The organism is Moorena sp. SIO3H5 (assembly GCF_010692395.1).
Classification (GTDB): domain Bacteria; phylum Cyanobacteriota; class Cyanobacteriia; order Cyanobacteriales; family Coleofasciculaceae; genus Moorena.
The window spans coordinates 1-22,959 of record NZ_JAAHHS010000084.1 but is presented as its reverse complement, the minus strand read 5'-3'; the positions used below and the strand labels follow the sequence as shown (position 1 = coordinate 22,959).

Below are 22,959 nucleotides of genomic sequence, written 5' to 3'. Positions count from 1 at the left end.
TCTCTGATCTAATCGAGCTTTGGAATAATAACAATAATTTCTTTGCTGCTACTTGGATTAGTAATGGTAATGGTGGATTTAGCCTGGGCAGTAATACAGAAGTAGGAGACTTTCGAGATGATACTGACTACTTAGTCGCTGATGTAAATGGAGATGGTGACTCTGATCTAATCGAGGTTTGGAATGATAACAATAATTTCTTTGCGGCGACTTGGATTAGTAATGGTAGCGGAGGATTTAGCCTGGGCAGTAATACACAAGTAGGGGACTTTCGAAATGATACTGATTACTTAGTTACCGATTTAAATGGTGATAATCAGTCTGATCTCGTTGAACTTTGGAATAATAACAATAATTTCTTTGCTACTAGTTGGTTAAGCATTTAGTTGGTTAAACACTGCTTAAACACTAACCTAATTCGGTAGGGGTGCATCTCAATCCATGCTGTTTCACCCGGTGGGTGGAATGGGCATCTTGCCCGTTTCAATTCCCGGCGGGCAGGATGCCCACCCCACTCATATTAATTCCGCCCCTCAGCAATGCCCGAGTTTAGCGATCGCGTGGCCTAAAGGCCAAACGCGATCGCATTCTTATTCCTCTGACTCCTCATCTCCCCACTCCTCCCACTTCTGCCTAAAAGAACCTAATCCCTAGTCCCTGATTATTTTCATCCAAAAATTTAAATCAAACTTTACACAAACAACATAAAATTCCACCAAAATCTAAAATTAGATAAAAATCATCCAAAAAAACGACAAAATAAGCCAAAAATTGGCCAAAATCATCCAAAAAGTCCACAATCCTCAGTAAATTTGACTATAAAAACCAACATAAAAGCCAACATCTACCCTCGATCATCAAAGCAATGAGTTAAAGACTTTTTAGTTACAAATATGTCAGGACATCAGTCGAAACCTGATCTTGAGGGTGCATGTACTAGTACAGGTAAATATTTGACAGCGTTTCAGCGCAAACTACTACAAAAAAGTCTACGAGCCGATTTACCCCAGCATTATCGTCAGCGCATTGAAATTATGTTGCTAGCCGATGATGGTAACTCTCAAATTGAAATTTGTCAAACCGTGGGATGTTGTCCAGCTACAGCTAGACATTGGATATTGATGGCGCGGACTGGCATGGCGCACAACTGGCAGAATAACCCCATTGGTCGCCCTAAGGCAGTAAATCAGGAACATCTAGAGCGATTGAAGGAACTGGTAAGCCAGAGTCCAAAGGAGTTTGGCTATCCATTTCGGCGCTGGACAGCTAACTGGTTGAGTAAGCATTTAGCTCAGGAATTTGGGATTGAAGTCAGCGATCGCCATATTAGTCGGTTGCTAAAACAAATGGGATTGTCTACCAAAGGCAAACCCCGTAATCCTGAGCCTAACACCACTGAGAACGATACACCGTCGAATGATCAAGCTTCAAATACTAGTAGCGATCGCGTAGCGGCTCGTACCGAGCATCCCGTAGCGGCTACCGAGCATGGCGTAGGGTTGTCTACGGCCAATCGCATTATCATTCGTGACCTGCAATCAGCTTCTAGTGCTGATTCTCGAGAATTGTTATCCACCACTCTCTCTAGATCAGATTTAGACATCCATGGTTCAAAGTGCATCTACTCCGTTGATTTCCCCTCAACAACTCAGCCATGCTCTCGGTACAGCTCTCCCGCTACAGGAATGCCAGCGCTTTCTCAAACACTTGACATTAATAGAGCCCAAGGTAGGTAAGTTTTGGCAAGGCACTCAGGCATCAGCTGGTATCTACATTATTATTGCTGGAAAAGTAAGGTTGCTGAATCAGGCCGGTGACTTAATTGCCACCTTAGAAACAGGGGAATCATTTGGGGAATTGACCTTGTTTCCGTCAGCAGACTTAGACAGCTATAGCGCTAGAGCTTCCTTGAAGCTAAAGCTATGCTTTGTACCGGGGGAAGTGTTGTTTCCCCTGATCAATAAGTATCCCGAAATCCGAGACCATTTTTGGAGTCAGGCCCAAGCTCGTAATGCCCTACTAGTTAGCTCCCCTACTCCCTCTATCACTCCATCTCACCATCCCCCCATATCCCCATCCCCCCATATCCCCATCTCCCAGTCTCGGTTTGGGGAAGCCAAGTCCCAGAAATCCCAGAAAAAAGTTAGCAAAGCTTACTTTCCTAACCCAACCCAGCAAGCAGGGCATTTATGGCAACGGGTAATCCGACGCTATCCGTTTTTTGCCCAGCAGAGTGGTTCTGACTGTGGTGCCGCGTGTTTGGTAATGGTATCTCGCTATTGGGGTAAACGCTTTAGTGTGAATCGTTTGCGGGATATAGCTAATGTTGACCGCAATGGCGCATCATTGCGAGGACTATCAGCAGCAGCGGAAAGTATTGGCTTTTCTACTCGTCCGGTTAAAGCTAGTCTTGACCAGCTAGCGAAGCAAAAATTGCCAGCTATTGTCCATTGGGAAGGTAAACACTATATTGTCGTTTATGAAATTACTCGGAAACGAGTGATTGTGTGTGACCCCGCCATTGGTCAACGTAGTCTCACCCATCGAGAGTTTAACGCCGATTGGACCGGTTATGCACTGCTGCTACAACCGACAGCATTACTCAAGGATGCTAAAGAAACGACTACTCCCTTTTGGCAATTCTTTGAGTTAATCAAACCCCATGGGTTAGTGGTGTTAGAGGTATTTCTTGCTTCCTTATTTATCCAGATATTTGGATTAATTACACCTCTATTCACCCAGCTAATTTTAGACCGAGTCGTGGTGCAGCGCTCTGGGCTAACCTTAATGGCGGTGGGGTTAGGGCTGCTGATATTTAGCCTGTTTCGAGTGGCAATGATGGGGTTGCGGCAATATCTACTAGACCATACGGCCAATAAAGTAGATGCAGCACTGATTGTAGGATTTATTCGCCATACACTGCGGTTGCCTCTTTCGTTTTTTGAGTCCCGCTATGTTGGTGACATTATATCACGGGTTCAAGAAAACCGCAAGATTGAGCGGTTCCTTACCGGTGAAGCCTTATCAATTCTGCTGGATTTACTAACGGTATTTATCTATGTAGGATTGATGGTTTGGTACAGCTGGAAAATGGCGTTATTGGCCTTAGTAATTGTGCCGCCCTTCTTATTGTTAGCGTTGATTGCCACACCGTTTTTACGCAAAATTTCTCGGGAAATATTTCAGGCGACGGCTAAAGAAAATAGTTATCTGATTGAAGCGCTTTCTGGTGTAAGTACCGTTAAATCCACAGCAGTAGAACAAACAGTACGTTGGCATTGGGAGGAGTTATTAAATAAGGAAATTAGGACAAGTTTTGATGGGCAAGTTATCAGCAATCGGCTGCAAATTTTTAGTAATGCTATTGAAGCCGTAGTAACCACAAGCCTGCTGTGGTATGGAGCATGGTTAGTGATTCAGAATCAGTTAACCATTGGACAATTAGTCGCCTTCAATATGCTGCTGGGAAATATTATTACTCCTTTCCAGCGGTTAACCGTGTTATGGAATCAATTCCAGGAAGTAGTAATTGCGATGGAACGGATTAATGATGTGTTGGATTCCGAACCAGAGGAGGATTTACTGAATCAAGCCCGTCAATCGTTACCATCAATTCAGGGTCACATTGCCTTTGATAACGTCACCTTTCGATATCACCCAGAGAGTGATTTAAATGTACTGGAAAATCTATCATTTCAAGTGAAACCAGGACAAATGGTAGCCCTAGTTGGACGCAGTGGTTCAGGGAAAACCACGATTTCTAAATTGGTGTTGGGATTGTATCCACCCACAGATGGGAAAGTATTGATTGATGGCCTTGATATTAGCAGTCTGTCCTTAGGGTCTTTGCGATCGCAAGTGGGAGTAGTAGACCAAGATACGTTTTTGTTTGGTGGAACCATTCGGGAAAATATTAGCTTAGGCCATCCTGCCGCTAGTTTAGACGAGATTATAGAAGCAGCACGATTGGCAGGTGCTGATGAGTTCATTAAACAGTTGCCCATGGGCTATGAAACCCAGATAGGAGAAGGGGGAGGGACATTATCTGGTGGACAAAGGCAACGGATTGCGATCGCACGGGCTTTGTTAGGCAATCCTAAGTTATTAGTTTTAGATGAAGCCACCTCCCATTTAGATGCAGAATCAGAGCGAATTATTCAACAGAATTTAACTCATATTCTCAAAGGTAGAACAACATTAGTCATTGCTCATCGTTTGTCTACAGTCCGGAATGCGGATTTAATTTTAGTGATGGATAGAGGAGTCTTGATTGAGAGTGGAACCCATCATGAATTGATGGCCAAACGGGGACATTATTATTACCTTAATCATCAGCAACTTAGTCATGAATCATGAGTAATTCAGAAGAGTTAATCAGGTAATATCAAATAATTAATAGGCAAGTGGCAAGAGGCAAGACTTTACCTATCACTAATCCCAATAACTCAGAACTAAAATTATGCCCAATACCTTAAATGGACACTTAAATGGACATCGTCCAACTCACCTACAAGACACTAATCATGATCAAGATAGTTTCAACGCCCCAGACTTAGGTAAGTTTACTGATGATTGGTCTTACGCTACTAAAGAATTACTCGATAGTTTACCTCAGGTTTGGACTAGGGGATTACTGTACTTTATAGTAGTGTTTGTGTCTATTATTTTACCCTGGTCGATGCTCTATAAGGTAGATGAAACCGGTACAGCTAGAGGAAGACTTGAACCGAAGGGTAAGACCGTGAGGCTGGATGCTGCTGTAGCCGGTACAGTGGATGAAATTAAAGTTAAAGAGGGGGAAAAGGTTGAGGCTGGACAAAACTTAGTGATTTTGAAATCCGGGTTAGTTCGTACTGAATTGCAGGAAATTAACGAGAAGTTAAAGGGGCAAGTCAGTCGGCGATCGCAGTTAGAAGTACTAAAAAATCAGTTAGTGGTAGTCTTGACAACTCAGCAGCAACAAAATCAAGCCCAAGCCTTGGAAAAGCAAGCTCAAATTGACCAAGCGCGACAGACGATAACTGATCTTAGGAATTCCTATAACTTACAAAAAGACGAAAAATTAGCTCAAGTGAATCAGGCTAGGCAAAATCTTGAACTTAGTCAAACAGCCTATAAATTAATAGAAATTCGTTTAGCTAATGCCCAGCGAGAGGTGCAACGCTACCGTAAACTTTGGCAGCAAGGAGTTCTGCCAGAAATTGATGTATTAGATAAGGATGATGTGGTACAAGAAAGGCGAAGATTGTATGAGCAAACTAAGTCTGATATTGAACAGGCTAAGTTACGGATTAGGGAAGAAAAAAGTAGTTATGAACGGACAATGCGTCAAGCACAAGCAGATATGAAGCAAGCAAAATTACGATTAAAAGAACAGGAAAGGAGTTATCAGAGTTTGATTCATTCCGGTAATTTATCAGTACTTCAAATAGAAGAACAACTGAATAATATAGAGACCGAAATGACTAGCATAAATTCAGAAATTGCTCAGAGTAAGCGTCAGATTGAGTCGTTACAGCTTCAGTTAAAGCAACGAGTATTAGACGCACCGGTAAGTGGAATGGTATTTCAGTTACCGATTCAAAGACCTGGTGCTGTAGTGCAGCAGGGAACTATGGTAGCAGAAATTGCCCCAGAGGATTCATCATTAATTATTCGAGCCCAGATGGCAACCACTGAAAGTGGTTCTTTAACGAAAGGAATGCCAGTTAAATTAAAATTTGATGCCTATCCGTTTCAAGAGTATGGGGTGATGGCAGGAGAGTTAGTGGAAATTTCTCCAACTACCTCTGAGGTGGAAACCCCGGATGGAAAGGTAGCAGCCTATAACATAGAAATTGCTTTAAATCAGGATTGTCTTCCCACAGGTAACGAGTGTATTGGATTCCGTCCTGGAGATACAGCAACAGCTGAGGTGATTGTACGTCAGCGTCGCATTATTGATTTTATTCTTGATCCCTTTAAGAAGTTGCAGCAAGGAGGTTTGAAATTATAGGTGATTTCCGGGATGTAATATCAGTCAATTCAGGGCATTATCAATTAGTGCGATCGCTTTTTCTAGCAATGGGCGTAATGATTTTGAACAATTAAAGGAACAAAGCGATACAGCACTATAACTTTCACAGTTTAAATTACTAGGATAAACACGATGTCAACAGCTATCACGATTACCAAAGACGATATTCTTGAAGAAGTCAAGCAATCTGGTAAAATTCCTGAGATTATCGAAGCAATTACTACCCGCAAATTAATCGCAGCTGCTGCCGCTGAGGCGGGTATCAAAGTAGAGACAGAAGAGCTTCAAGACGCAGCAGATCAATTCAGGATAGTTAGCCAACTCGGGAGTGCTGAGGAAACTTGGGCATGGCTAGAAAAACATGGTATGACCTTAGATGAGTTTGAAGCAATGGTATACAATGGTGCTATTTATGGAAAGTTAGCTAACCATTTATTTGCTGATAAAGTTGAGTCTTATTTTTATGAAAATCAGCTAGATTATGCTGGTGTAGTGATGTATGAGGTAATCATAGATGATGAAGATTTAGCCATGGAACTTTTTTATGGTATTCAGGAAGGGGAGATGAGTTTCTATGATGTTGCTCATCAGTATATCGAGGATAAAGAATTACGTCGCTCTGGGGGATATCAAGGAGTAGTAACTCGTGAGCAGATCAAGCCGGAGATTTCTGCTGCTGTCTTTGCGGCTAAGCCACCGCAGGTTATCAAACCCATTGTGACCTCTAAGGGAGTACATCTGATTTTGGTGGAGGAGATTATTGAAGCGCAATTGGATGATAACCTCCGCTCTAAAATCCTCTTAAATTTATTTTCTGAATGGACTAAGCAACAATTTGAGGAATTTGAAGTCACGAAAAACCTTGACTTAGGTTACCAAGCTGCCTAGGTTTTGAGTGGAAACTTATACATGCAGAATTTAGAATTTAGAATTCTAATCTTGGTCTTTAAGCTTTTTAAATTCAATGCCCTCTGATCATTATCATTGGGCATTTTTGCTGATTTATATTGCTAATTTAATTTCTCGATATTGAGACTGTATTTGTTCTTTGAATTATTAATAGTAAACATATCTAAGTATTATTCCGCCATGAGTTAAATTAAGTTCATTCTCGCTTACATTTTTTATTAAATTTTCAGGTTCTTTGGATGGATCAATATCTGCAATTGTAATCTTAGCATTTTGTTTTGTAATGTTAGCCATTTTTTAATTTGCTCGTTAATAATGGAACTGGCTTCAGTTGTGATGATAGTTTTTATTGATTAATATTATTTATATCATCTATTTTTTTTAGGGTATTTCAAGGTTTACATTACTATAAAATCGACCAAAAATATGCATTATTTAGACTGATTTATTCCAAATCAGGCTCGGTTTTTTATCAAAACTGTAAAACCAATCATTATTAAGCACATAATCTAAACAGTTATGTCTTTTTAAGGCTAGTCACTTCAGTCAAAACAAAACAGTACTCAAAAGCTATATAGCAGTACGGATTAAGGTTAGGACATTGATACAAGCTCAAAAGCTGTTATAGTAAACTTTTGCCTTTTGCCCTTGCCCGTAGGGCTATAACCTCCCTTTAGCCCAGACCAGGCTTAGGTCGCGCGTCCAAAAAAAAAGCCCGCCTGGGCGGACTGGATTTTCAAGGGAGTTTTTAAGTGTTAAGTTTTAAGCCGACTTTGGAATCACTATTAACCTCTCAACAAACCAGCTTCTTGCTCGATTCGGTCTAAAGCTTTCTTGGCTCTAAAAATAGCTCTCAATAATCCCACCTGACTACTCCAAGCTGAGCGTGGTAACAGGGGCAAGGGAGAATCTACATCAGTCTGAGAGTCATCAATGGATAACTCTAGATTACTAGTCTTCAAATTACTAGTCTTGTGATCGGAAACTGGAGTATGATCTAGCGCCATGGAATTGGTGGAGATACTATATTTTATATCTGGGTTGTAAACACACCTATTGCAGGAAAAGGCAATAGGTGAAAGTAGCTTGATGTAGGGTGGGCAGTGCTTGATAGAGATTCATGTGCTGGCAGCTTTGGTAGCCACTGCCCACCTAGGATTAATCACAAGCTTGATGTAGGGTGGGCAGTGCTTGATAGAAATTCATGTGCTGACAGCTTTGGTAGCCACTGCCCACCTAGGATTAATCACAAGCTTGATGTAGGGTGGGCAGTGCTTGATAGAGATTCATGTGCTGGCAGCTTTGGTAGCCACTGCCCACCTAGAATTAATCACAAGCTTGATGTAGGGTGGGCAGTGCTTGATAGAGATTCATGTGCTGACAGCTTTGGTAGCCACTGCCCACCTAGAATTAATCACAATAATGCAAGATCTTAAATTAACTGCTACTACTCGCTAAAGATGGCACCAACTCCTCTTCTTCCTGCCAACCTTTTGGCCAAAGTATACGATCAGCACTAAAGTGAAGTGGATCATTGTCTGGCCAAGGAGCATCAATTGGTTCCTCGATCAGAACAAATTCGCCATTATCAAAAGGGTTACCTTCGGCGCGATGCTTGATTTCAACTCGCTCCCGAATACCCTGTTTCTCCTGAGTAAGAGCGCGGTGGTGACAGTAAGGATTATTGCCTCTGCGGTCAAAGAAAACATGAGCAGTCCAACTGCAGCCACCACGACACAGTTGAGCAAATTCACAACTCTTGCAGAAACCCCACAGATGGTCTGTACCTTTAGGAGTATCAGCTCCTAGATTAAACCGCAACTCCTCGGTCTCTTCAATAATTTCACCTAGGGAGTGGTCTCGGATATTACCTCCAGTGTAGGCGGAAGTCGGCAATGAGGGACAACCTTTGATCGCACCATCGGCTTCGATGCCTAAGGTAGATAGTCCAGCATTGCACCCCTGCCAAAATGCCCAAGGATTATCCTCTCCCCGTCCCCGCAGCAGTCGTTCATAGGGACCATAGTAACCAATATTATTACCAGCTTGAACCTTGACCCCTTCCCGAAAAGCCCGACGAGCCACCCGCGCTATCATCGGGTACACATCTAGCAACTCATAGGGTTGCAGCAGAATGTCACTATTATCCGCCGCATTCCCCATGGGTACAGTCAACTGAATTTGCCAAGCGAAGACTCCTGCATCCCGGATGCGCTCGTAAATCTGGGGAAACTCTGGTGCACTGAGCCGATTAATTTGAGTGTTACAACCGAAGGGGATACCGGCCTCTTTGAGATGGCTCATGGTCTTAAACGCCCATTGCCAAGAACCTTTCCTACCCCGCAACCGGTCGTGTGTGGCTTCTAAACCATCCACGGACACAGAAACTACTCGAATCCCAGCATCTTTCATCCGGCGGGCTGTATCTAAGCTAATCCCAAACCCTCCAGTGGTCATGCCACAGAGCATTCCAGCAGAAGTAATCGCTTTGGCAATATCGAGCCAGTCAGGACGTAGAAAGGCTTCACCTCCAATTAAGGTGACTTCTGTAATCCCAACGTCGGCCAGTTGTCTGACCATGTCTAGGGCTTCTGTAGTGGAAAGTTCTTTAGCCCTGGTATGACCAGCCCGAGAACCACAGTGTTGACAGGCTAAATTGCACTTAAGGGTGATTTCCCAGACGGCATAACTAATTCTGCGATAGGTCATCACAATTTTCCCATTTTAAGTTATTTCAACAGAGACACAGACATCAGCTGATCTTATTGCTCAAACTTCCCGTCTATGACAATGCCATACATCGGCTGAACCGGCGGCCAAATAACCCCATAAAGTGGCTGAAAACCTCCCTTTATGTCGATAAGTGGATGATTCCCACCAAACACAGCTTCTAGTTCTTGTTTATCAAGATCCCTCAGACCATCCTCAGCAGCACTTGACTCCAACAATTGGCCAGTGTAGTCTTCAAGCTCCTCTTGGGTGAAGTCATAGCCAGCGCTTTGCACGATTTGGCGACATTCATCTTTACTGTTTACTCCTTGAATTTGGGCACGGAATGCTTCATCAGTGGCTAGCCTTTGGTAGAAGGCTTTAACATTTTCTAAAGACATAATTTTATCCTGATTTTACTGAAATACTGTTGGTAGTTTAAGTTAATAAACGGTACTCTTGCTAAGGCAGTATTTTCTTAAATAGATGAATTTTTCATCGATAGTAAAATTTTATTCAATAAAATTTAAAATCAGTACAAATTTAAATTTTTATTGCGACAAAACAATAAAATTATGTCCAAAGCATTGCTGGATAAGATAATAAAATTACTTCCTTAGGGGGAGGATAGTAGCATGATTACTATGGCAGCAACACATGAGGATAGTAATACTTACCCAAAACTGTGGAATAAAGGCTATAAGTAGTCACACTAATTATTCCAAGTAGTACTAAAAAATTGGGGATATGGGGGGCTATTAAAGATTCGTATTAAGCGTAATTATACGGAGATGATATGACAATAAAAACAACTATGTTTCGAAATCTAACTAAAACAATTATGTCACTAAAATCTGTGGCCATCAAATTTTAGATTGGCGAGTTAGCCCCAGGGGAAGCGATTAGCCCTTCGGGCTACGCTACGCGAACGCATTCGATATCTTCCGCTAAACTAGCTAATATAGGGTTTCTAAATGAAATATAAATCTAAGAAGTCTTTTTCTCTTGTTCAAGAAAACTCCGTATATCTCTACCCTATTGCTAGCATGCCTATTGCTAGCATGCCTTTTTCAGCAATTCGTGTGTTTACAACCCAGATACAAACGCCCTTATCATTGACCAGTGTTTCCTCCCGCACCTCTGACTCGTCTATCCCAAGGACAGCTGAATGTATTAGAAACCTGTCCCCGTAAGTTCCAACACATTTACTTTGACCAGCTGGGAACACCCGTGTCTCCTGAACAACAAGAGCGTCTTACTTGGGGAAGCCGCTTCCACCTATTAATGCAACAGCGGGAAATTGGGTTACCAGTGACATCTTTAGTAGAAGAGGATACCCAACTCGACTACTGGCTGAGTGGTTTAGTCAATGCCGCACCAGAACTTTCCAACCCAGAGCCTGAAAGCTTCCGGGAAGCTGAACATTGCCGAACCCTGTATTTCCAAGGTTATCTACTTACAGTTATCTATGACTTATTGATTGCAGGGGAAGACTCAGCCCAAATTCTTGATTGGAAGACCTATCCTCAACCTAAAAATCGGGATTGGTTAGGCCAAGACTGGCAAACACGCCTGTATCTCTACGTCCTAGCGGAAACTAGCGATTATTGGCCAGAACAAATTTCCATGAGTTACTGGTTTGTCAAATCCCAACCCTCTGCCCAGAGTCTTAAATTTACTTACAATAGCGCACAACACCAGAAAACTAGGGAGGATTTGACTCAGTTGTTGACCCGGTTGGCTGGGTGGCTACAAACCTATCACGATCAAGGTTTAGCTTTTCCTCAAGTAGCAGCATCCCTTGGTCGATGTCGTGATTGTACCTTTGCCGTGCGTTGTCACCGTTATGGGAATAGGTTGAGGAAAGATAGTACAGAATTACTACCAAATTTAGCTGATATCGAGGAAGTTTCCCTGTGAGCTACTACCCCTGACTAGGTTGGCCCGTAGCACCAGTAAGAGTTCAAAAAAGTTAAGCAGAGATCCCTGGGGAATCTCTGCTGTAGCTAGTGCGCTAACCAGCCCATAGGCTACAAAGTCTGGTCAAGTAGATTTGACCAGGCTCAGTGCCGCTGGCTTCTTTGTGTTTCCTAAGGTTATAATAACACAAAATCCATAAATAACACAAAAAACTTAAAATACCTATTGAGTTGTTTACCCCTTAGTAGGATAATTGGGAGGTCAAAGTTGTCAAAAGATGTGTCAGAAGAAAAACAAGTTAGCTACAAACTATTTTTGCCTGAATCCTTACGGGCAAAATTCAAATCTATGTGCGCTCTCAAGGGAGTCACCATGAATCATATCTTATTGGAGTTGATCGAAGAATGGATAGAGGAAAATAAACCTGCTTCATCCCCTAAGCAGAATAAGAGTTAATCGCCTGATCTAGGTTGATCACTGCTGAATGCGAAATGGTAAGTGCTAAGTGCTGAGTTATTGGTAACCAGCTCATAGTCTGTTATTGTAGCGCTGCTCTTGCTGAGGATCACACCGTAAGCTATCAGCTATCAGCCATCAGCCAACGGCCAACGGCTGACAGCTGACGGCTTAATGGTTACATTACTAATTAATGGGATTGGCCGTTGGCCACGCTACGCGAACGCTAATAAAAGACAATAATGAAAGACGATGATAAATTATTTGAGGAACTGAAGAATCAAGCCCTTGATTCAGACCATGAGCAAGGGTTGATAGCCCTTGGGGAAGAATTGCTCAAAGAGTTTGATAGCGGTTCATCACAAGGGGTCACTGATATGGCTCGTTATCGGTTGGAAAAACATCGAAGTGCTTACAAAAAAGCCTACACAAAACTGATGGCTACTATTGGTCTATGAGGAAGAGTGTCTATGGAAAACTATCGACTGGTATCAGTCAAGATCAAGGGGTTTAGAGGCTTTCCTGAACAAGCGGGAGAACGGGAATTTAGATTTGATCAAGCCTGCACATTAATTGTAGGAGCTCAGGGGGGAGGCAAAAGTAGTACCCTGAATGCGATTGAGTGGTGTCTATTTGGCAAAGATGTCGCTAATAAAAGTGCTACTAAAATTGAAGAGCGAAAGAATTGGTTAGTGAAAAACCAATCTTCAAGGGAGACTACTGTCGAAGTTATCTTTGAAGGGCATGGGGAAATACTGAAGGTATATCGGAGTGACCGCAAACGTCGTGGTAATCCCAAGTTTTACTATCAGATTAATAATGGTTTGTGTCATGAAGATGAAGCTGATTTGCGGGTGCTACTGGGTGTAGAATTGTCTGACTACATGAGTTGTGTATACCTACATCAAGAAACTATCAGTGCGCTACTGATTCAGGAACCAAAAGAGCGCAAAAATGCTCTGGATCGCCTCATGGGTTTGACGGATTGGCGCAATCTCTTGGATGGAATTAAGCGAGCTAAAGCCCAGGAAGAATTTAAGAAAGTTGATCAAGAGTTTGGTCAGATTATCAGCAAAATTGAGACAGCAAAAGCGATTAAGGAAAATGACTTAGGTCTAGCAGAAGAAGAAGCTATTTTTCATGATATTCCCCTGAGCCAACTATCAGTCAATGGAGCAAAAGCTATTTGCCAAGGGGTTGAAAATGCAGTTGAGAATTTTGCCAAAGACTATGGATTGCTGGTGCCCTCTTTACCAAAATACCAAACTACTGATGATTTGGAACGATTTGTAGATGGTGGTAAGGAGGCGATTAAGCAATTACGTAATGCTCAGCCCGACTGGGAACGGCAGAAAGAGTTGCTGAATCAGCAAAGTGAATTAAATCGTTTGAAAGCTAATGTTGAGACCAAGGTTATGGAACTCAACCAAAAAGAAAACGAGATTCACCAACTGGAAGCTCAATACGGCACGCTAACCGAAATTTTGGCAAAAAAAAATCAAATTGAACAAGAAGAGTTACCGGCAAAGCAAGGGAGTCTAAACACTATCAACAATCGTGCCGGTATCATTATCGAAACCCTTAAATTTCTGAATTCAGTACAGGAAGATCAAGCCCATAATTGTCCCGTTTGCTCCACACCAATTAATCCAGTTCAGTTGCGTCAGGAATTAGAATCATGGCAGCAAGACATGAAGTTACAGCTAAAACCGATTCAGAATGAGATTCGGGAATTAGAAACAGCAGTAGAGGAGTTCCAGAGACTGATTAAAACCTTGGAGCGGTTGCAACGGGAACGATTAGATAAGGATAAGGGATTACAACAAGCAAAAAATGCGATCGCAGTAGCTTTAGAAACAGAAATTAATGACTCTGTTAACGCTCTGGCTCTGCTCAATCAAGCCATTACTGAAGTAGATCAGGAATTAGCCAGGATTCGCACCGCTGTTGAGCAAAGTAATCAGCGTATCGATAGCATTGATCAAGACTTAGAAAACATTAAACGGATTATTACTGTCTTGCGTTATCGCCAAGAGGTAGATAATTTGTTTTCGATTCAAGATTGCCCTGAATATAAAGAAGTTGAAGCAGCAAAAGCTGACTTGGAAGCCTTCTGTGACCGATTGTTAACTATTGGTGAAGCTGTACAGGAAGTGCTAGGAAACTCAGCTAAAGAAAAAATCGATGCTACCAGAGCAGCAATTTCTAGTATATATCGTCAGCTTGCCCATCGCAGTGACTTTCCAGATATTGAGATTGACCCAGACAAATATGAAGTGATGGCGGTGGGATATGGAGAGTCAGAAGTTGCCTTACGACTGTTGAACAAGGGTGATATTAATTGTGCTGCTTTGAGTATATTTCTAGCCCTAGCAACTTCAGAGCAATTAACTCATAATATCGGCTTCATGGTGCTAGATGACCCCTCGCAAAATCTAGATCCAGTCCATAAAGAACGCTTGGCTGAGGTGTTGGATCAGGTATTGGATAAAAAGCAATTGATTATTGCCACCTCAGAAGATGATTTCGTCGAGCAGCTTAGTTTCAAGCTAACTAAGCCCAACAAACTCTACCGATTGGGACAGTGGACACCAACTCGTGGACCAACTATCGAGGGTAATGGGTAATAGAATGTAGAATTAAGAATGTAGAATTAAGAATATGGATGCATCAACATTCAACCATTTAACGAACATTCAACAACACCTGAATAGTCGCTCTAGAAAAGATAATGGGTTTGGTAAAACTTGCCAGATTTTCCTAGCGATTACCTTCTGTCGCTTGGGTTTTCAGGTAGAAAACTATTCTTCTCAAGGTGTAGATATAGATAGTTGGAATCACCCATACTTTCCTAATCTTTCCATTGAAGTGAAGACCACCATTAAACATACGGTGACACTAGGGCAGAAGGATGTGGATGGTTTGAAGAAAAAAGCCAGAGAAGGATATGAACCTATCTTTGCGGTTTTGAGATTAGAGTTATTGTCAAGTTGGATTATCGCTAAAGCCAAGGGAATTAAGGCAGGTAATCATCCTGTAGGGAGACTACAAACCTCAGTAAGGGCAATGCCAGAACTGCAAGATCAGGTGAATCAGGAATTTTATAGGGTTGTCAATGACTATGGCGCTAGAGTATTAGATATTCCAGCTGAGGAAGTTCTCACTGATTTGGATAAGTGTTTGGATAAGGAGAAATTAACAGTATTACCAAAAGGAAGTGTTATGGCGCTGCGTGCAGGGCATAGGTTTTAGAGTTAGGGTATATTGTTGGCTCTAAGCATTCAGCTGATAGCTGATTCCTAATTGCTGAATGCTTAGGGGTTTAGCACACCATAGCCTTCAACCTTTCTACGCTTCAATTGGACTCACTGAGCAACAACTGAGCAGGCAATCGCTGAAAGGAAAGCCGTTCATTGTTCACATCCACAAAGATAGTGTCCCCATCATTAAATTCACTCCTGAGAATTCCCTTAGCAATAGGAGTTTCCAACTCCCGCTGAATAGCTCGCTTCAGGGGTCGTGCTCCAAACACTGGATCATACCCTAATTCTGCCAAAAAGTCAAGAGCTGCATCGGAGAGTTTTAGGGACATCTTGCGCTCTACTAACCGTTGCTCTAAGCGCAGGGTTTGCAGCTGGACAATATTGCGCAACTGATGTTTTTGCAAGGTATGGAAAATAATAACCTCATCAATCCGATTGAGGAATTCAGGGCGGAAACTAGAGCGCATTGCTTCCATGACCCGACTCCGCATTTCCTCATACTTGGAGTCATCCCCAGCTACATCCAGAATATACTGGGAGCCAATATTGCTGGTCATGATAATAACGCTATTCTTGAAATCTACGGTATGCCCTTGAGCATCAGTAACTCGACCATCATCAAGGATTTGCAGCATCACATTAAAGACATCCGGGTGTGCTTTTTCGATTTCGTCAAATAGAATTACGGCATAGGGACGTCTACGGATGGCTTCGGTTAACTGACCTCCTTCTTCGTAACCCACATAGCCTGGAGGAGCACCAATCAGTCGGGAAACGGTATGCTTGTCCATATACTCGGACATATCGATGCGCACCATAGCCTCTTCGGTGTCAAACAGATACGCTGCTAAGGCTTTTGCCAATTCGGTCTTACCGACACCGGTAGGACCGAGGAAAATAAAGCTAGCGGTGGGACGATTGGGGTCAGCTAATCCAGCACGCGATCGCTGAATAGCATCAGCTACAGCAGTAACGGCTTCCTCTTGGCCAATCACCCGCTTGTGTAGTTCTTCTTCCAGGTGTAGTAGCTTCTCTTTCTGAGACTCGACCAGTTTACTAATCGGAATTCCAGTCCACTTAGAGATAATTTCGGCAATGTCAGCTTCTGTAACTTCTTCCCGCAGCAGGGATTTACTACTGGTTTGGTTCTCGGCTAGCTGTTGCTCAACGGTTTCCAGGGATTGTTGCAACTCGGCTAACTTGCCGTATTTTAACTTAGCGGCTCGGTTGAGGTCATAATCCCGTTCTGCTTGTTGAATTTCTACGTTAACTCGATCAATCTCTTCCTTAATCCCCTGAATCCGGTCAATCACATCTTTTTCTGATTGCCACTGGGCATTCAAGGTACGTTGTTCTTCTTTGAGATCAGCCAGTTCTTTTTCTAGTCTTTCGAGCCTTTCGATGGAAGCGAGATCAGTTTCTTTTTGTAAAGACAACCGTTCCATTTCCAGCTGGATAATTTTGCGGTCAATTTCATCGAGTTCTTCTGGCTTGGAAGTAATTTCCATTTTTAGCCGTGCTGCCGCTTCATCCATTAAGTCAATGGCTTTGTCTGGTAAAAAGCGATCGCTAATATACCGAGTAGACAAAGTAGCTGCTGCCACTAAAGAACTATCGGCAATTTTTACCCCATGGTGAACTTCATACCGTTCTTTAAGACCTCGTAGAATCGAGATAGTATCAGCTACACTAGGCTGGTCAACATAGACCTGCTGGAAGCGTCTTTCGAGTGCTGCATCTTTTTCAATGTACTTGCGGTACTCATCGAGAGTAGTAGCACCAATACAGCGCAATTCACCCCGTGATAACATTGGCTTGAGCAAATTTCCGGCATCCATTGCTCCTTGAGAAGCACCAGCACCGACAACGGTATGGATTTCATCAATGAACAGGATAATTTTGCCTTGGGAATCGGTAACTTCCTTTAGTACTGCTTTCAGGCGTTCTTCAAATTCTCCCCGAAACTTAGCCCCAGCAATCAATGCGCCCATATCCAGAGCAATCAATTGTCGGTCTTTGAGGGATTGAGGCACATCACCAGCTATAATCCGTTGTGCCAAGCCTTCAGCAATAGCAGTTTTCCCAACACCAGGCTCCCCCATCAGCACTGGGTTATTTTTAGTACGGCGCGAGAGAATTTGAATCGTGCGCCGAATTTCATCATCTCTGCCAATAACTGGGTCAAGCTTTCCCTCCCGCGCCGCCTCTGTCAGATCACGTCCATATTTTTCCAGTGCTTGGTATTTGCCCTCTGGATTTTGGTCGGTCACTTTCTGATTCCCTCTAATGTCAGCAATGGTAAGTTTAAGCCTATTTTCATCTAGTTTAAACTTCTGGAATAATGACTTACCAAAGCGGTCATCTTTCAGATAAGCCAGGATCAGATGCTCAATGGAGATATAATCGTCTTGGTATTCTTTACGACAGGAGTCTGCTCGGTCTAGCAAGCTATTCATGCTGCGTCCTAGGTAAACCGAGTCGCTATTACCAGAAACCTTAGGTTGTTTTTTGATAAAAGATTCCGTTGCTTCCCTTACCCCTGGCACAGAGACTTCCGCTTTGTTAAGAATACTGGTAGCGAGTCCATCTTGATCCAGCATCGCCTTCATCAAGTGTTCGGTTTCGATTTGTTGTTGTCGTGCGGTTTTAGCAACATCTTGGGTGTGTGCGATCGCTTCCCAGGCTTTTTCGGTAAACTGGTTAGGGTTACTTGGTTGCATCTCTAATCACTTATTCCTCTAACTGTTCACAATTCTAAAAAAGCTAGTGAGATGCCATAGATCGGTCTTCACGTCTTCTGTTTGGGATATTGCCGTCCTCAAAGCCAGGTAAGCTGGTTTTCATTTAAATTCTATTGTTTTGACAGCAGGGGAGCAGGGGAGAGGGTTTGACGGTGTTTTTTCCAAGCGCACCTAAGCGGTCTTGGGGAGGCAGTGCCGCCAAAGGGTGTATCCCCCATGAGCAACTGCCGTCGTTTCACCCACTCGCGCTCTGCATAAAGAGACTGAATAATAACCAATTTAAATGCGCAACACCTTAATAACCCAAGTTGCTAATTAAAAAATGCTGTTTCCAATGTGTACGAACAGATAAAAATCGATAATTGCTGCTATTAATCCTAGATGGTTAATGGTTTTAATTTCGGCGTTTGTTAATCGTTCCATTATTAAGCAACGCCACTTATTGAATTTATCTAGCTCTATCAAGTAGGTGCTTGAAATCCTCACGCCAACTATCGAAGTCAGTAAAAAAGTTGAAGCCACATACAACCTCAAGGGATCTCTCGGAAACAAGATCTAGTATCCGTGATGCACGTTTACGGGTTTTGTCTTTTGGTCCAAAGGGGTTTAATTGCATACTAGACCCTGGAGGGAAGGCGTAGTCACAAATAAACAAGACCTTGTCATAGATATATATCATGAAGCCCGGTGTATGCCCACCAATATAGAAAGCTTCAATACCATGCTCGGTGAAGTCACCGTAAATTTTGTTGTCAATCGGAAATTGCTCGGCAAGTGGATGCTCAGCATCGTTAACGTGCAGATAAACTTTAGCATCCCATAAATCACGATACTGGTTGGATGCACCCATGAAATCCTTATGGGTAAAGTAAATAGCTTCTACTGGCTCCAAGTCTCGATTGAATGCTGATGGACAATCAATCCAGATCGCACCACTATCGGTTTCAATGCGATAAGCAGCATGCTCCATACCAAGACGAGGCACAGAAATTAATTGTGTGACGTAGTTATTTATCTGGTGTGGGGTCACTCGATAGGTTTGCTCTGCCTCATCCCAAGTAACGAATTTGTCATGGCGTGCTCTACAGAACGGACAGACATCAGGCATTTCACCAATCATGTTATAGCCACAAACGGTACAAACCCATTGCTGATGGTTCACAGTTGAAGCCAACATTTCACCTTCATTAGCCATATTCAGAACCTCAATGTACTGATGTTGACATTAATTTGTTTTTATTTTCCTAGTATTTACACCATTTATGCGCTTAGTTAATGAGGATTTTTTTGACAACAGATTATTCTAAAATCTGTATATAGTTTATGCTTAAATCAAACTGGGTTTAATAGTGATAAACTACCAGTTTTTTTAGAATTTTTGATAAACCTGAATAGCAGAAGTATTGTCCACACTTCCAACCTCGACTTTTTCAGCAACTTTGGGATTATATCAATTTTGTTCAATCCAACAAAGCCTCAGCATGATGGCTGATATGGTCTTTTATAAAGGTGGCGATAAAGTAGTAACCATGGTTATAGCCGACCTGAAGACGGAAAGTTAGGGGCTGATCTGCCTTTTCACAAGCCTTCTCAAACACCTCAGGGAGCAACTGCTGCTTCTCATAAAAGGGGTCAGCGGTGCCTTGGTCTATCAAAATTGGATGGTTATAATTTGCTGTCAGCACCAGTTCGCTGGCATCGTAGGCTCGCCATTTATCTTGGTCTGTGCCGAGGTAAGTGGTAAATGCCTTCTGACCCCAGGGGCTGCGCATGGGAGCAGCAATGGGAGCAAAAGCAGAAACAGATAGGTACTGCTTAGGGTTCCTTAAGGCACAAATCAAAGCGCCATGACCGCCCATAGAATGACCAAATATACCTTGTTTCTCCACTTGCGCGGGGAAATTTTGGGCAATTACCTCCGGTAACTCATGGACAACGTAGCTATACATTTGGTAGTGAGCTGACCAAGGTTCAAGAGTGGCATCTACGTAAAAACCAGCACCAGACCCCAAGTCCCACTCATCGTCCTCACCTGGAATTCCTGTATTTCGAGGGCTGGTATCTGGAGCCACCAACATCAATCCATACTTGGCTGCAAATCGCTGAGCACCTGATTTAACCATAAAGTTCTCTTCTGTACAAGTCAAACCTGACAGGTAATATAGAACTGGAACGGATTGGACTTTCGCCTGAGGGGGTTGGTATACGGAAAACCCCATCTCGCTCCTACAAGTCTGAGATTGATGAGTGTAAAAACCTACTGTACCGCCGAAGCAACGGTTTTCTGAGACGAGGCGAAGGTCTGTGGACATGGGGCTGGTTCAAATGGACTTACCATGAAGGCGAATGTTGCTGTCCAGCATTTTAACGTTTCTTCAGGTGTGTTTGCCGAAGCTGCACTTAACTTTACTAAACTACCTTCTAAATAAACAATTTTCAACTAACTTGCCTGATGGAATTAATTCTTTACAGTAAACCGGGTTGCCATCTTTGTGAGGGATTGCTTGAAAAGCTAGAGATGATTGAAGGGTTAACCTTCAAACTAGAGGTTCGAGACATTACCAGTCGAGAGGATTGGTTCCAATCCTATCAGTATGAGGTGCCAGTGCTATGTATCAACCACTTTGGTCAGGAACAGCCCCTGCCTCGCCCCTCTCCTCGTGCTAGCGTTGAACAATTGCAGCGAATGTTACGGAAATATTTCCCTGTTAATGAGGCAAAATAGGCGATACATCAGATTCACGTCAGATTCACGGTTGAAGGTTTGACTGTTAAAGGTTGACGGTTGACTGGTGGCTGTGATGATTCGGTAGATATTATAGTGTCGTTTGGTGCAATAGACTATGAAGCTAAGGGAATTATTAGCGAAAATTGCCAATATTGTGGAAATTCCTACCCCCGAGGGTCTTGATGTAACGGTTACAGGCATCTGTACCAATTCCCACGCCTGCCAACCGGGGGATTTATTTATCGGTATGCCAGGCACTAGGGTAGATGGTGGAGAGTTCTGGGAAAGTGCGATCGCATCTGGGGCAGTAGCAGCGATAATTTCTCCCCAAGCGGCTGCCAAACATCCCCCCCAGGAACTTTCACCGGAAACAGGAGTTTGTGTAATTGCCGCCGATGACATGACCACCGTGTCTGCTCAAACCGCAGCAGCGTTCTACGGTTACCCAGCACAGCAGCTCAGGCTGATTGGAGTCACTGGTACCAATGGCAAAACTACCACTACCCATCTGATTGAATTTCTGCTAGCTCATAGCTCTAGTCCTATACCCACAGCACTTTTGGGTACCCTCTATGCCCGTTGGCCAGGTTTTGAGCAAACAGCCAGCTACACTACACCATTTGCCGTTGAATTGCAACAACAGCTCCAGTTAGCGGTCAAAGCAGGTGCCCAAATGGCAGTGATGGAAGTTAGCTCACACGCCTTAGCACAAGGTCGAATCCAGGGCTGTCCGTTTGAGGTGGCAGTGTTTACCAATCTCACCCAAGACCATTTGGACTACCACCAGAACATGGATGATTACTTCAGCGCTAAAGCTAAGCTGTTTAGTTCCGATTATCTCAAAGGCAGGGCAATTATTAATGCTGATGACTCCTATGGAGAGCGATTAATCCAACAGTTACCAACTGAGCAAGTCTGGAGCTATAGTATCCAAAACCCATCGGCTGACTTCTTTTCGAGGGAATTAAGCTACGAGCCAACAGGGGTTAGAGGAATTATGCATACTCCCGTAGGAGAGGTTAGCTTCAATTCGCCCCTAGTGGGTCAATACAATCTGTCTAACTTGCTCGCAGCAGTAGGAACAGTTTTAGAGCTGGGTTTGGATTTAGAATCAGTAGCAGCAGCGTTGGCTCAATTTCCAGGAGTGCCAGGGCGCATGGAACGGGTGCAAATTCAATCAGAACAGGATATTAGTGTGATTGTCGATTATGCCCACACCCCAGATAGTTTAGAAAACTTACTCAGGGCATCACGACCCTTTATTGAGGGCAAGATGATTTGTGTATTTGGCTGTGGTGGTGATCGCGATCGCACCAAGCGTCCTAAGATGGGGAAAATAGCGGCTGAGTTAGCTGATGTTGCTGTAGTAACCTCGGATAACCCTCGCACCGAAAACCCAGAAAGCATCTTAGAGGATGTTTTAGAAGGGATTCCTCAATCAGTGGAACCAATGGTAATTTGCGATCGCGCTACCGCCATTCGGACTGCCATCTTGCAAGCAAAACCGGGGGATGGAGTTTTAATTGCTGGTAAGGGTCACGAAGATTATCAAATTCTGGGTACTGAAAAAATCCACTTCGATGACCGAGAGCAAGCCCGAGATGCTTTGATGAGTAGGCTACAGGTTATAGGTTAGCAAATTGACAGCTATTTCAGCGGGCAGGTTGTAGATTATCACATGGAAGGTCAACGTTTAAGCTTTAACCAAACCACCTTTAACCAAACCACCTTTAATCCTAAATGAACCTGCCACCTAATCCAGAATTGTCTCTCTACCAGCTGGTTTTAGAGACTCTTGCCTCTCCCGAGTCTTTAACAATAACTCCTATCACCCTGAAATCCCTAGTCACAGCAACCTTTGACCTGCTAATTGAGCAAAACATCTCAGCCACAATTTGGGTAAAGCCACAGGGTGAGAGCTGGCACAGAGAAATCAAACGGTATCAACAACAGGTTGATGTACCCAAAACGATTTATCTGTGCCACTGTTTAGGAGATGACTGGGAAAAGAGAGTTAACCTCAACAGAGATTCTCAACTGTTTTCCCTACCGTTGGGGACTGACTCTCAACTACAACAAGAGTATTTTTTACTCATTATCTGTCAGAACTACAGTAGTTTAATTGTGGCTTGCCAACCTGAGCTATCGGAATCTGAAAATCTAACTGATAGTGAACTCAGTCAAGCATTGTTAGCTGTTTTTACCCTTGAGCAGATA

21 protein-coding genes are annotated in these 22,959 nt (G+C 43.1%); 14 read left to right on the top strand and 7 right to left on the bottom strand.

The genetic code is table 11. The features are described 5' to 3' along the window. From F6K52_RS12270 to F6K52_RS12245, 6 genes are all read left to right on the top strand, one after another. The coding region (locus F6K52_RS12270) for a VCBS repeat-containing protein (protein ID WP_293077808.1) at positions 1-386 on the top strand (386 nt) is incomplete at its 5' end. 55 nt (positions 387-441) lie between these two features. Then, entirely contained in the window at positions 442-654 is a 213-nt protein-coding gene (locus F6K52_RS12265) for a hypothetical protein (RefSeq protein ID WP_293077806.1), read from the top strand. Positions 655-953: 299 nt separating this feature from the next. Beyond that, positions 954-1,736, top strand: a complete 783-nt coding sequence (locus F6K52_RS12260) for a helix-turn-helix domain-containing protein (RefSeq protein ID WP_293077804.1) — start codon at positions 954-956, stop codon at positions 1,734-1,736. Further along, entirely contained in the window at positions 1,630-4,356 is a 2,727-nt protein-coding gene (locus tag F6K52_RS12255; RefSeq protein WP_293077809.1) for a peptidase domain-containing ABC transporter, read from the top strand. The genes F6K52_RS12260 and F6K52_RS12255 overlap by 107 nt, the downstream gene beginning before the upstream one ends. 103 nt (positions 4,357-4,459) lie before the next feature. Beyond that, positions 4,460-5,995: an HlyD family efflux transporter periplasmic adaptor subunit gene (locus F6K52_RS12250; protein ID WP_293077802.1), complete on the top strand. Its 1,536-nt coding sequence runs from the start codon at positions 4,460-4,462 to the stop codon at positions 5,993-5,995. 153 nt (positions 5,996-6,148) lie between these two features. Beyond that, positions 6,149-6,904: a peptidylprolyl isomerase gene (locus tag F6K52_RS12245; protein ID WP_293077800.1), complete on the top strand. Its 756-nt coding sequence runs from the start codon at positions 6,149-6,151 to the stop codon at positions 6,902-6,904. Positions 6,905-7,072: 168 nt separating this feature from the next. On the opposite strand, the gene F6K52_RS12240 is transcribed toward F6K52_RS12245, so the two are convergent. The 4 genes from F6K52_RS12240 to F6K52_RS12225 all read right to left on the bottom strand — a co-directional run bounded on the left by F6K52_RS12240 (position 7,073) and on the right by F6K52_RS12225 (position 10,035). Further along, positions 7,073-7,219 carry a hypothetical protein gene (locus F6K52_RS12240; RefSeq protein ID WP_293077798.1) on the bottom strand — a complete coding sequence of 49 codons (147 nt, stop codon included), beginning with the start codon at positions 7,217-7,219 and terminating at the stop codon, positions 7,073-7,075. A gap of 491 nt (positions 7,220-7,710) precedes the next feature. Continuing rightward, positions 7,711-7,932 (bottom strand): hypothetical protein, encoded by a 222-nt coding sequence (locus F6K52_RS12235; protein WP_293077796.1) that lies wholly within the window; start codon positions 7,930-7,932, stop codon positions 7,711-7,713. 430 nt (positions 7,933-8,362) lie between these two features. After that, on the bottom strand, positions 8,363-9,634 hold the full coding sequence (locus F6K52_RS12230; RefSeq protein ID WP_293077794.1) for a nif11-class peptide radical SAM maturase 3: 1,272 nt from the start codon (positions 9,632-9,634) through the stop codon (positions 8,363-8,365). 53 nt (positions 9,635-9,687) lie between these two features. Then, entirely contained in the window at positions 9,688-10,035 is a 348-nt protein-coding gene (locus F6K52_RS12225; protein WP_293077792.1) for a Nif11-like leader peptide family natural product precursor, read from the bottom strand. Positions 10,036-10,756: 721 nt separating this feature from the next. On the opposite strand from F6K52_RS12225, the gene F6K52_RS12220 reads away from it, so the two are divergent. The 5 genes from F6K52_RS12220 to F6K52_RS12200 all read left to right on the top strand — a co-directional run bounded on the left by F6K52_RS12220 (position 10,757) and on the right by F6K52_RS12200 (position 15,262). Then, positions 10,757-11,554 (top strand): PD-(D/E)XK nuclease family protein, encoded by a 798-nt coding sequence (locus F6K52_RS12220; protein WP_293077790.1) that lies wholly within the window; start codon positions 10,757-10,759, stop codon positions 11,552-11,554. Between the two features lie 267 nt (positions 11,555-11,821). After that, on the top strand, positions 11,822-12,010 hold the full coding sequence (locus F6K52_RS12215; RefSeq protein ID WP_293077787.1) for a hypothetical protein: 189 nt from the start codon (positions 11,822-11,824) through the stop codon (positions 12,008-12,010). Positions 12,011-12,252: 242 nt separating this feature from the next. After that, on the top strand, positions 12,253-12,468 hold the full coding sequence (locus F6K52_RS12210; RefSeq protein ID WP_293077785.1) for a hypothetical protein: 216 nt from the start codon (positions 12,253-12,255) through the stop codon (positions 12,466-12,468). 12 nt (positions 12,469-12,480) lie between these two features. Further along, positions 12,481-14,637 (top strand): AAA family ATPase, encoded by a 2,157-nt coding sequence (locus tag F6K52_RS12205; RefSeq protein WP_293077783.1) that lies wholly within the window; start codon positions 12,481-12,483, stop codon positions 14,635-14,637. 34 nt (positions 14,638-14,671) lie between these two features. Then, positions 14,672-15,262, top strand: a complete 591-nt coding sequence (locus F6K52_RS12200) for a hypothetical protein (RefSeq protein ID WP_293077781.1) — start codon at positions 14,672-14,674, stop codon at positions 15,260-15,262. A 103-nt stretch (positions 15,263-15,365) separates the two neighbouring features. Here F6K52_RS12200 and clpB read toward each other — a convergent pair whose 3' ends face one another. From clpB to fghA, 3 genes are all read right to left on the bottom strand, one after another. Next, positions 15,366-17,993 carry an ATP-dependent chaperone ClpB gene (gene clpB / locus F6K52_RS12195; RefSeq protein WP_293077779.1) on the bottom strand — a complete coding sequence of 876 codons (2,628 nt, stop codon included), beginning with the start codon at positions 17,991-17,993 and terminating at the stop codon, positions 15,366-15,368. Between the two features lie 469 nt (positions 17,994-18,462). Further along, the gene (locus F6K52_RS12190; RefSeq protein ID WP_293077777.1) at positions 18,463-19,209 is read right to left on the bottom strand and encodes a rubredoxin-like domain-containing protein; all 747 of its coding nucleotides are present in this window, start codon (positions 19,207-19,209) and stop codon (positions 18,463-18,465) included. Between the two features lie 265 nt (positions 19,210-19,474). Continuing rightward, positions 19,475-20,326, bottom strand: a complete 852-nt coding sequence (gene fghA / locus F6K52_RS12185; RefSeq protein WP_293077775.1) for an S-formylglutathione hydrolase — start codon at positions 20,324-20,326, stop codon at positions 19,475-19,477. A 140-nt stretch (positions 20,327-20,466) separates the two neighbouring features. Here fghA and F6K52_RS12180 point away from each other — a divergent pair, with 140 nt between their 5' ends. The 3 genes from F6K52_RS12180 to F6K52_RS12170 form a co-directional block, all read left to right on the top strand. Continuing rightward, positions 20,467-20,739 carry a glutaredoxin family protein gene (locus tag F6K52_RS12180; RefSeq protein ID WP_293077773.1) on the top strand — a complete coding sequence of 91 codons (273 nt, stop codon included), beginning with the start codon at positions 20,467-20,469 and terminating at the stop codon, positions 20,737-20,739. A gap of 118 nt (positions 20,740-20,857) precedes the next feature. Further along, positions 20,858-22,378 (top strand): UDP-N-acetylmuramoyl-L-alanyl-D-glutamate--2,6-diaminopimelate ligase, encoded by a 1,521-nt coding sequence (locus tag F6K52_RS12175; protein ID WP_293077771.1) that lies wholly within the window; start codon positions 20,858-20,860, stop codon positions 22,376-22,378. 104 nt (positions 22,379-22,482) lie between these two features. Continuing rightward, positions 22,483-22,959: DICT sensory domain-containing protein (locus F6K52_RS12170; RefSeq protein WP_293077769.1), on the top strand; the 477-nt coding region annotated here is incomplete at its 3' end.

Coding starts and splice junctions, on each gene's coding strand:
- F6K52_RS12265 (WP_293077806.1), top strand. CDS start 442: ATGCTGTTTCACCCGGTGGGTGGAATGGGCATCTTGCCCGTTTCAATT.
- F6K52_RS12250 (WP_293077802.1), top strand. CDS start 4,460: ATGCCCAATACCTTAAATGGACACTTAAATGGACATCGTCCAACTCAC.
- F6K52_RS12245 (WP_293077800.1), top strand. CDS start 6,149: ATGTCAACAGCTATCACGATTACCAAAGACGATATTCTTGAAGAAGTC.
- F6K52_RS12240 (WP_293077798.1), bottom strand. CDS start 7,219: ATGGCTAACATTACAAAACAAAATGCTAAGATTACAATTGCAGATATT.
- F6K52_RS12235 (WP_293077796.1), bottom strand. CDS start 7,932: ATGGCGCTAGATCATACTCCAGTTTCCGATCACAAGACTAGTAATTTG.
- F6K52_RS12230 (WP_293077794.1), bottom strand. CDS start 9,634: ATGACCTATCGCAGAATTAGTTATGCCGTCTGGGAAATCACCCTTAAG.
- F6K52_RS12225 (WP_293077792.1), bottom strand. CDS start 10,035: ATGTCTTTAGAAAATGTTAAAGCCTTCTACCAAAGGCTAGCCACTGAT.
- F6K52_RS12210 (WP_293077785.1), top strand. CDS start 12,253: ATGAAAGACGATGATAAATTATTTGAGGAACTGAAGAATCAAGCCCTT.
- F6K52_RS12205 (WP_293077783.1), top strand. CDS start 12,481: ATGGAAAACTATCGACTGGTATCAGTCAAGATCAAGGGGTTTAGAGGC.
- F6K52_RS12200 (WP_293077781.1), top strand. CDS start 14,672: ATGGATGCATCAACATTCAACCATTTAACGAACATTCAACAACACCTG.
- clpB (WP_293077779.1), bottom strand. CDS start 17,993: ATGCAACCAAGTAACCCTAACCAGTTTACCGAAAAAGCCTGGGAAGCG.
- F6K52_RS12190 (WP_293077777.1), bottom strand. CDS start 19,209: ATGGCTAATGAAGGTGAAATGTTGGCTTCAACTGTGAACCATCAGCAA.
- fghA (WP_293077775.1), bottom strand. CDS start 20,326: ATGTCCACAGACCTTCGCCTCGTCTCAGAAAACCGTTGCTTCGGCGGT.
- F6K52_RS12180 (WP_293077773.1), top strand. CDS start 20,467: ATGGAATTAATTCTTTACAGTAAACCGGGTTGCCATCTTTGTGAGGGA.
- F6K52_RS12175 (WP_293077771.1), top strand. CDS start 20,858: ATGAAGCTAAGGGAATTATTAGCGAAAATTGCCAATATTGTGGAAATT.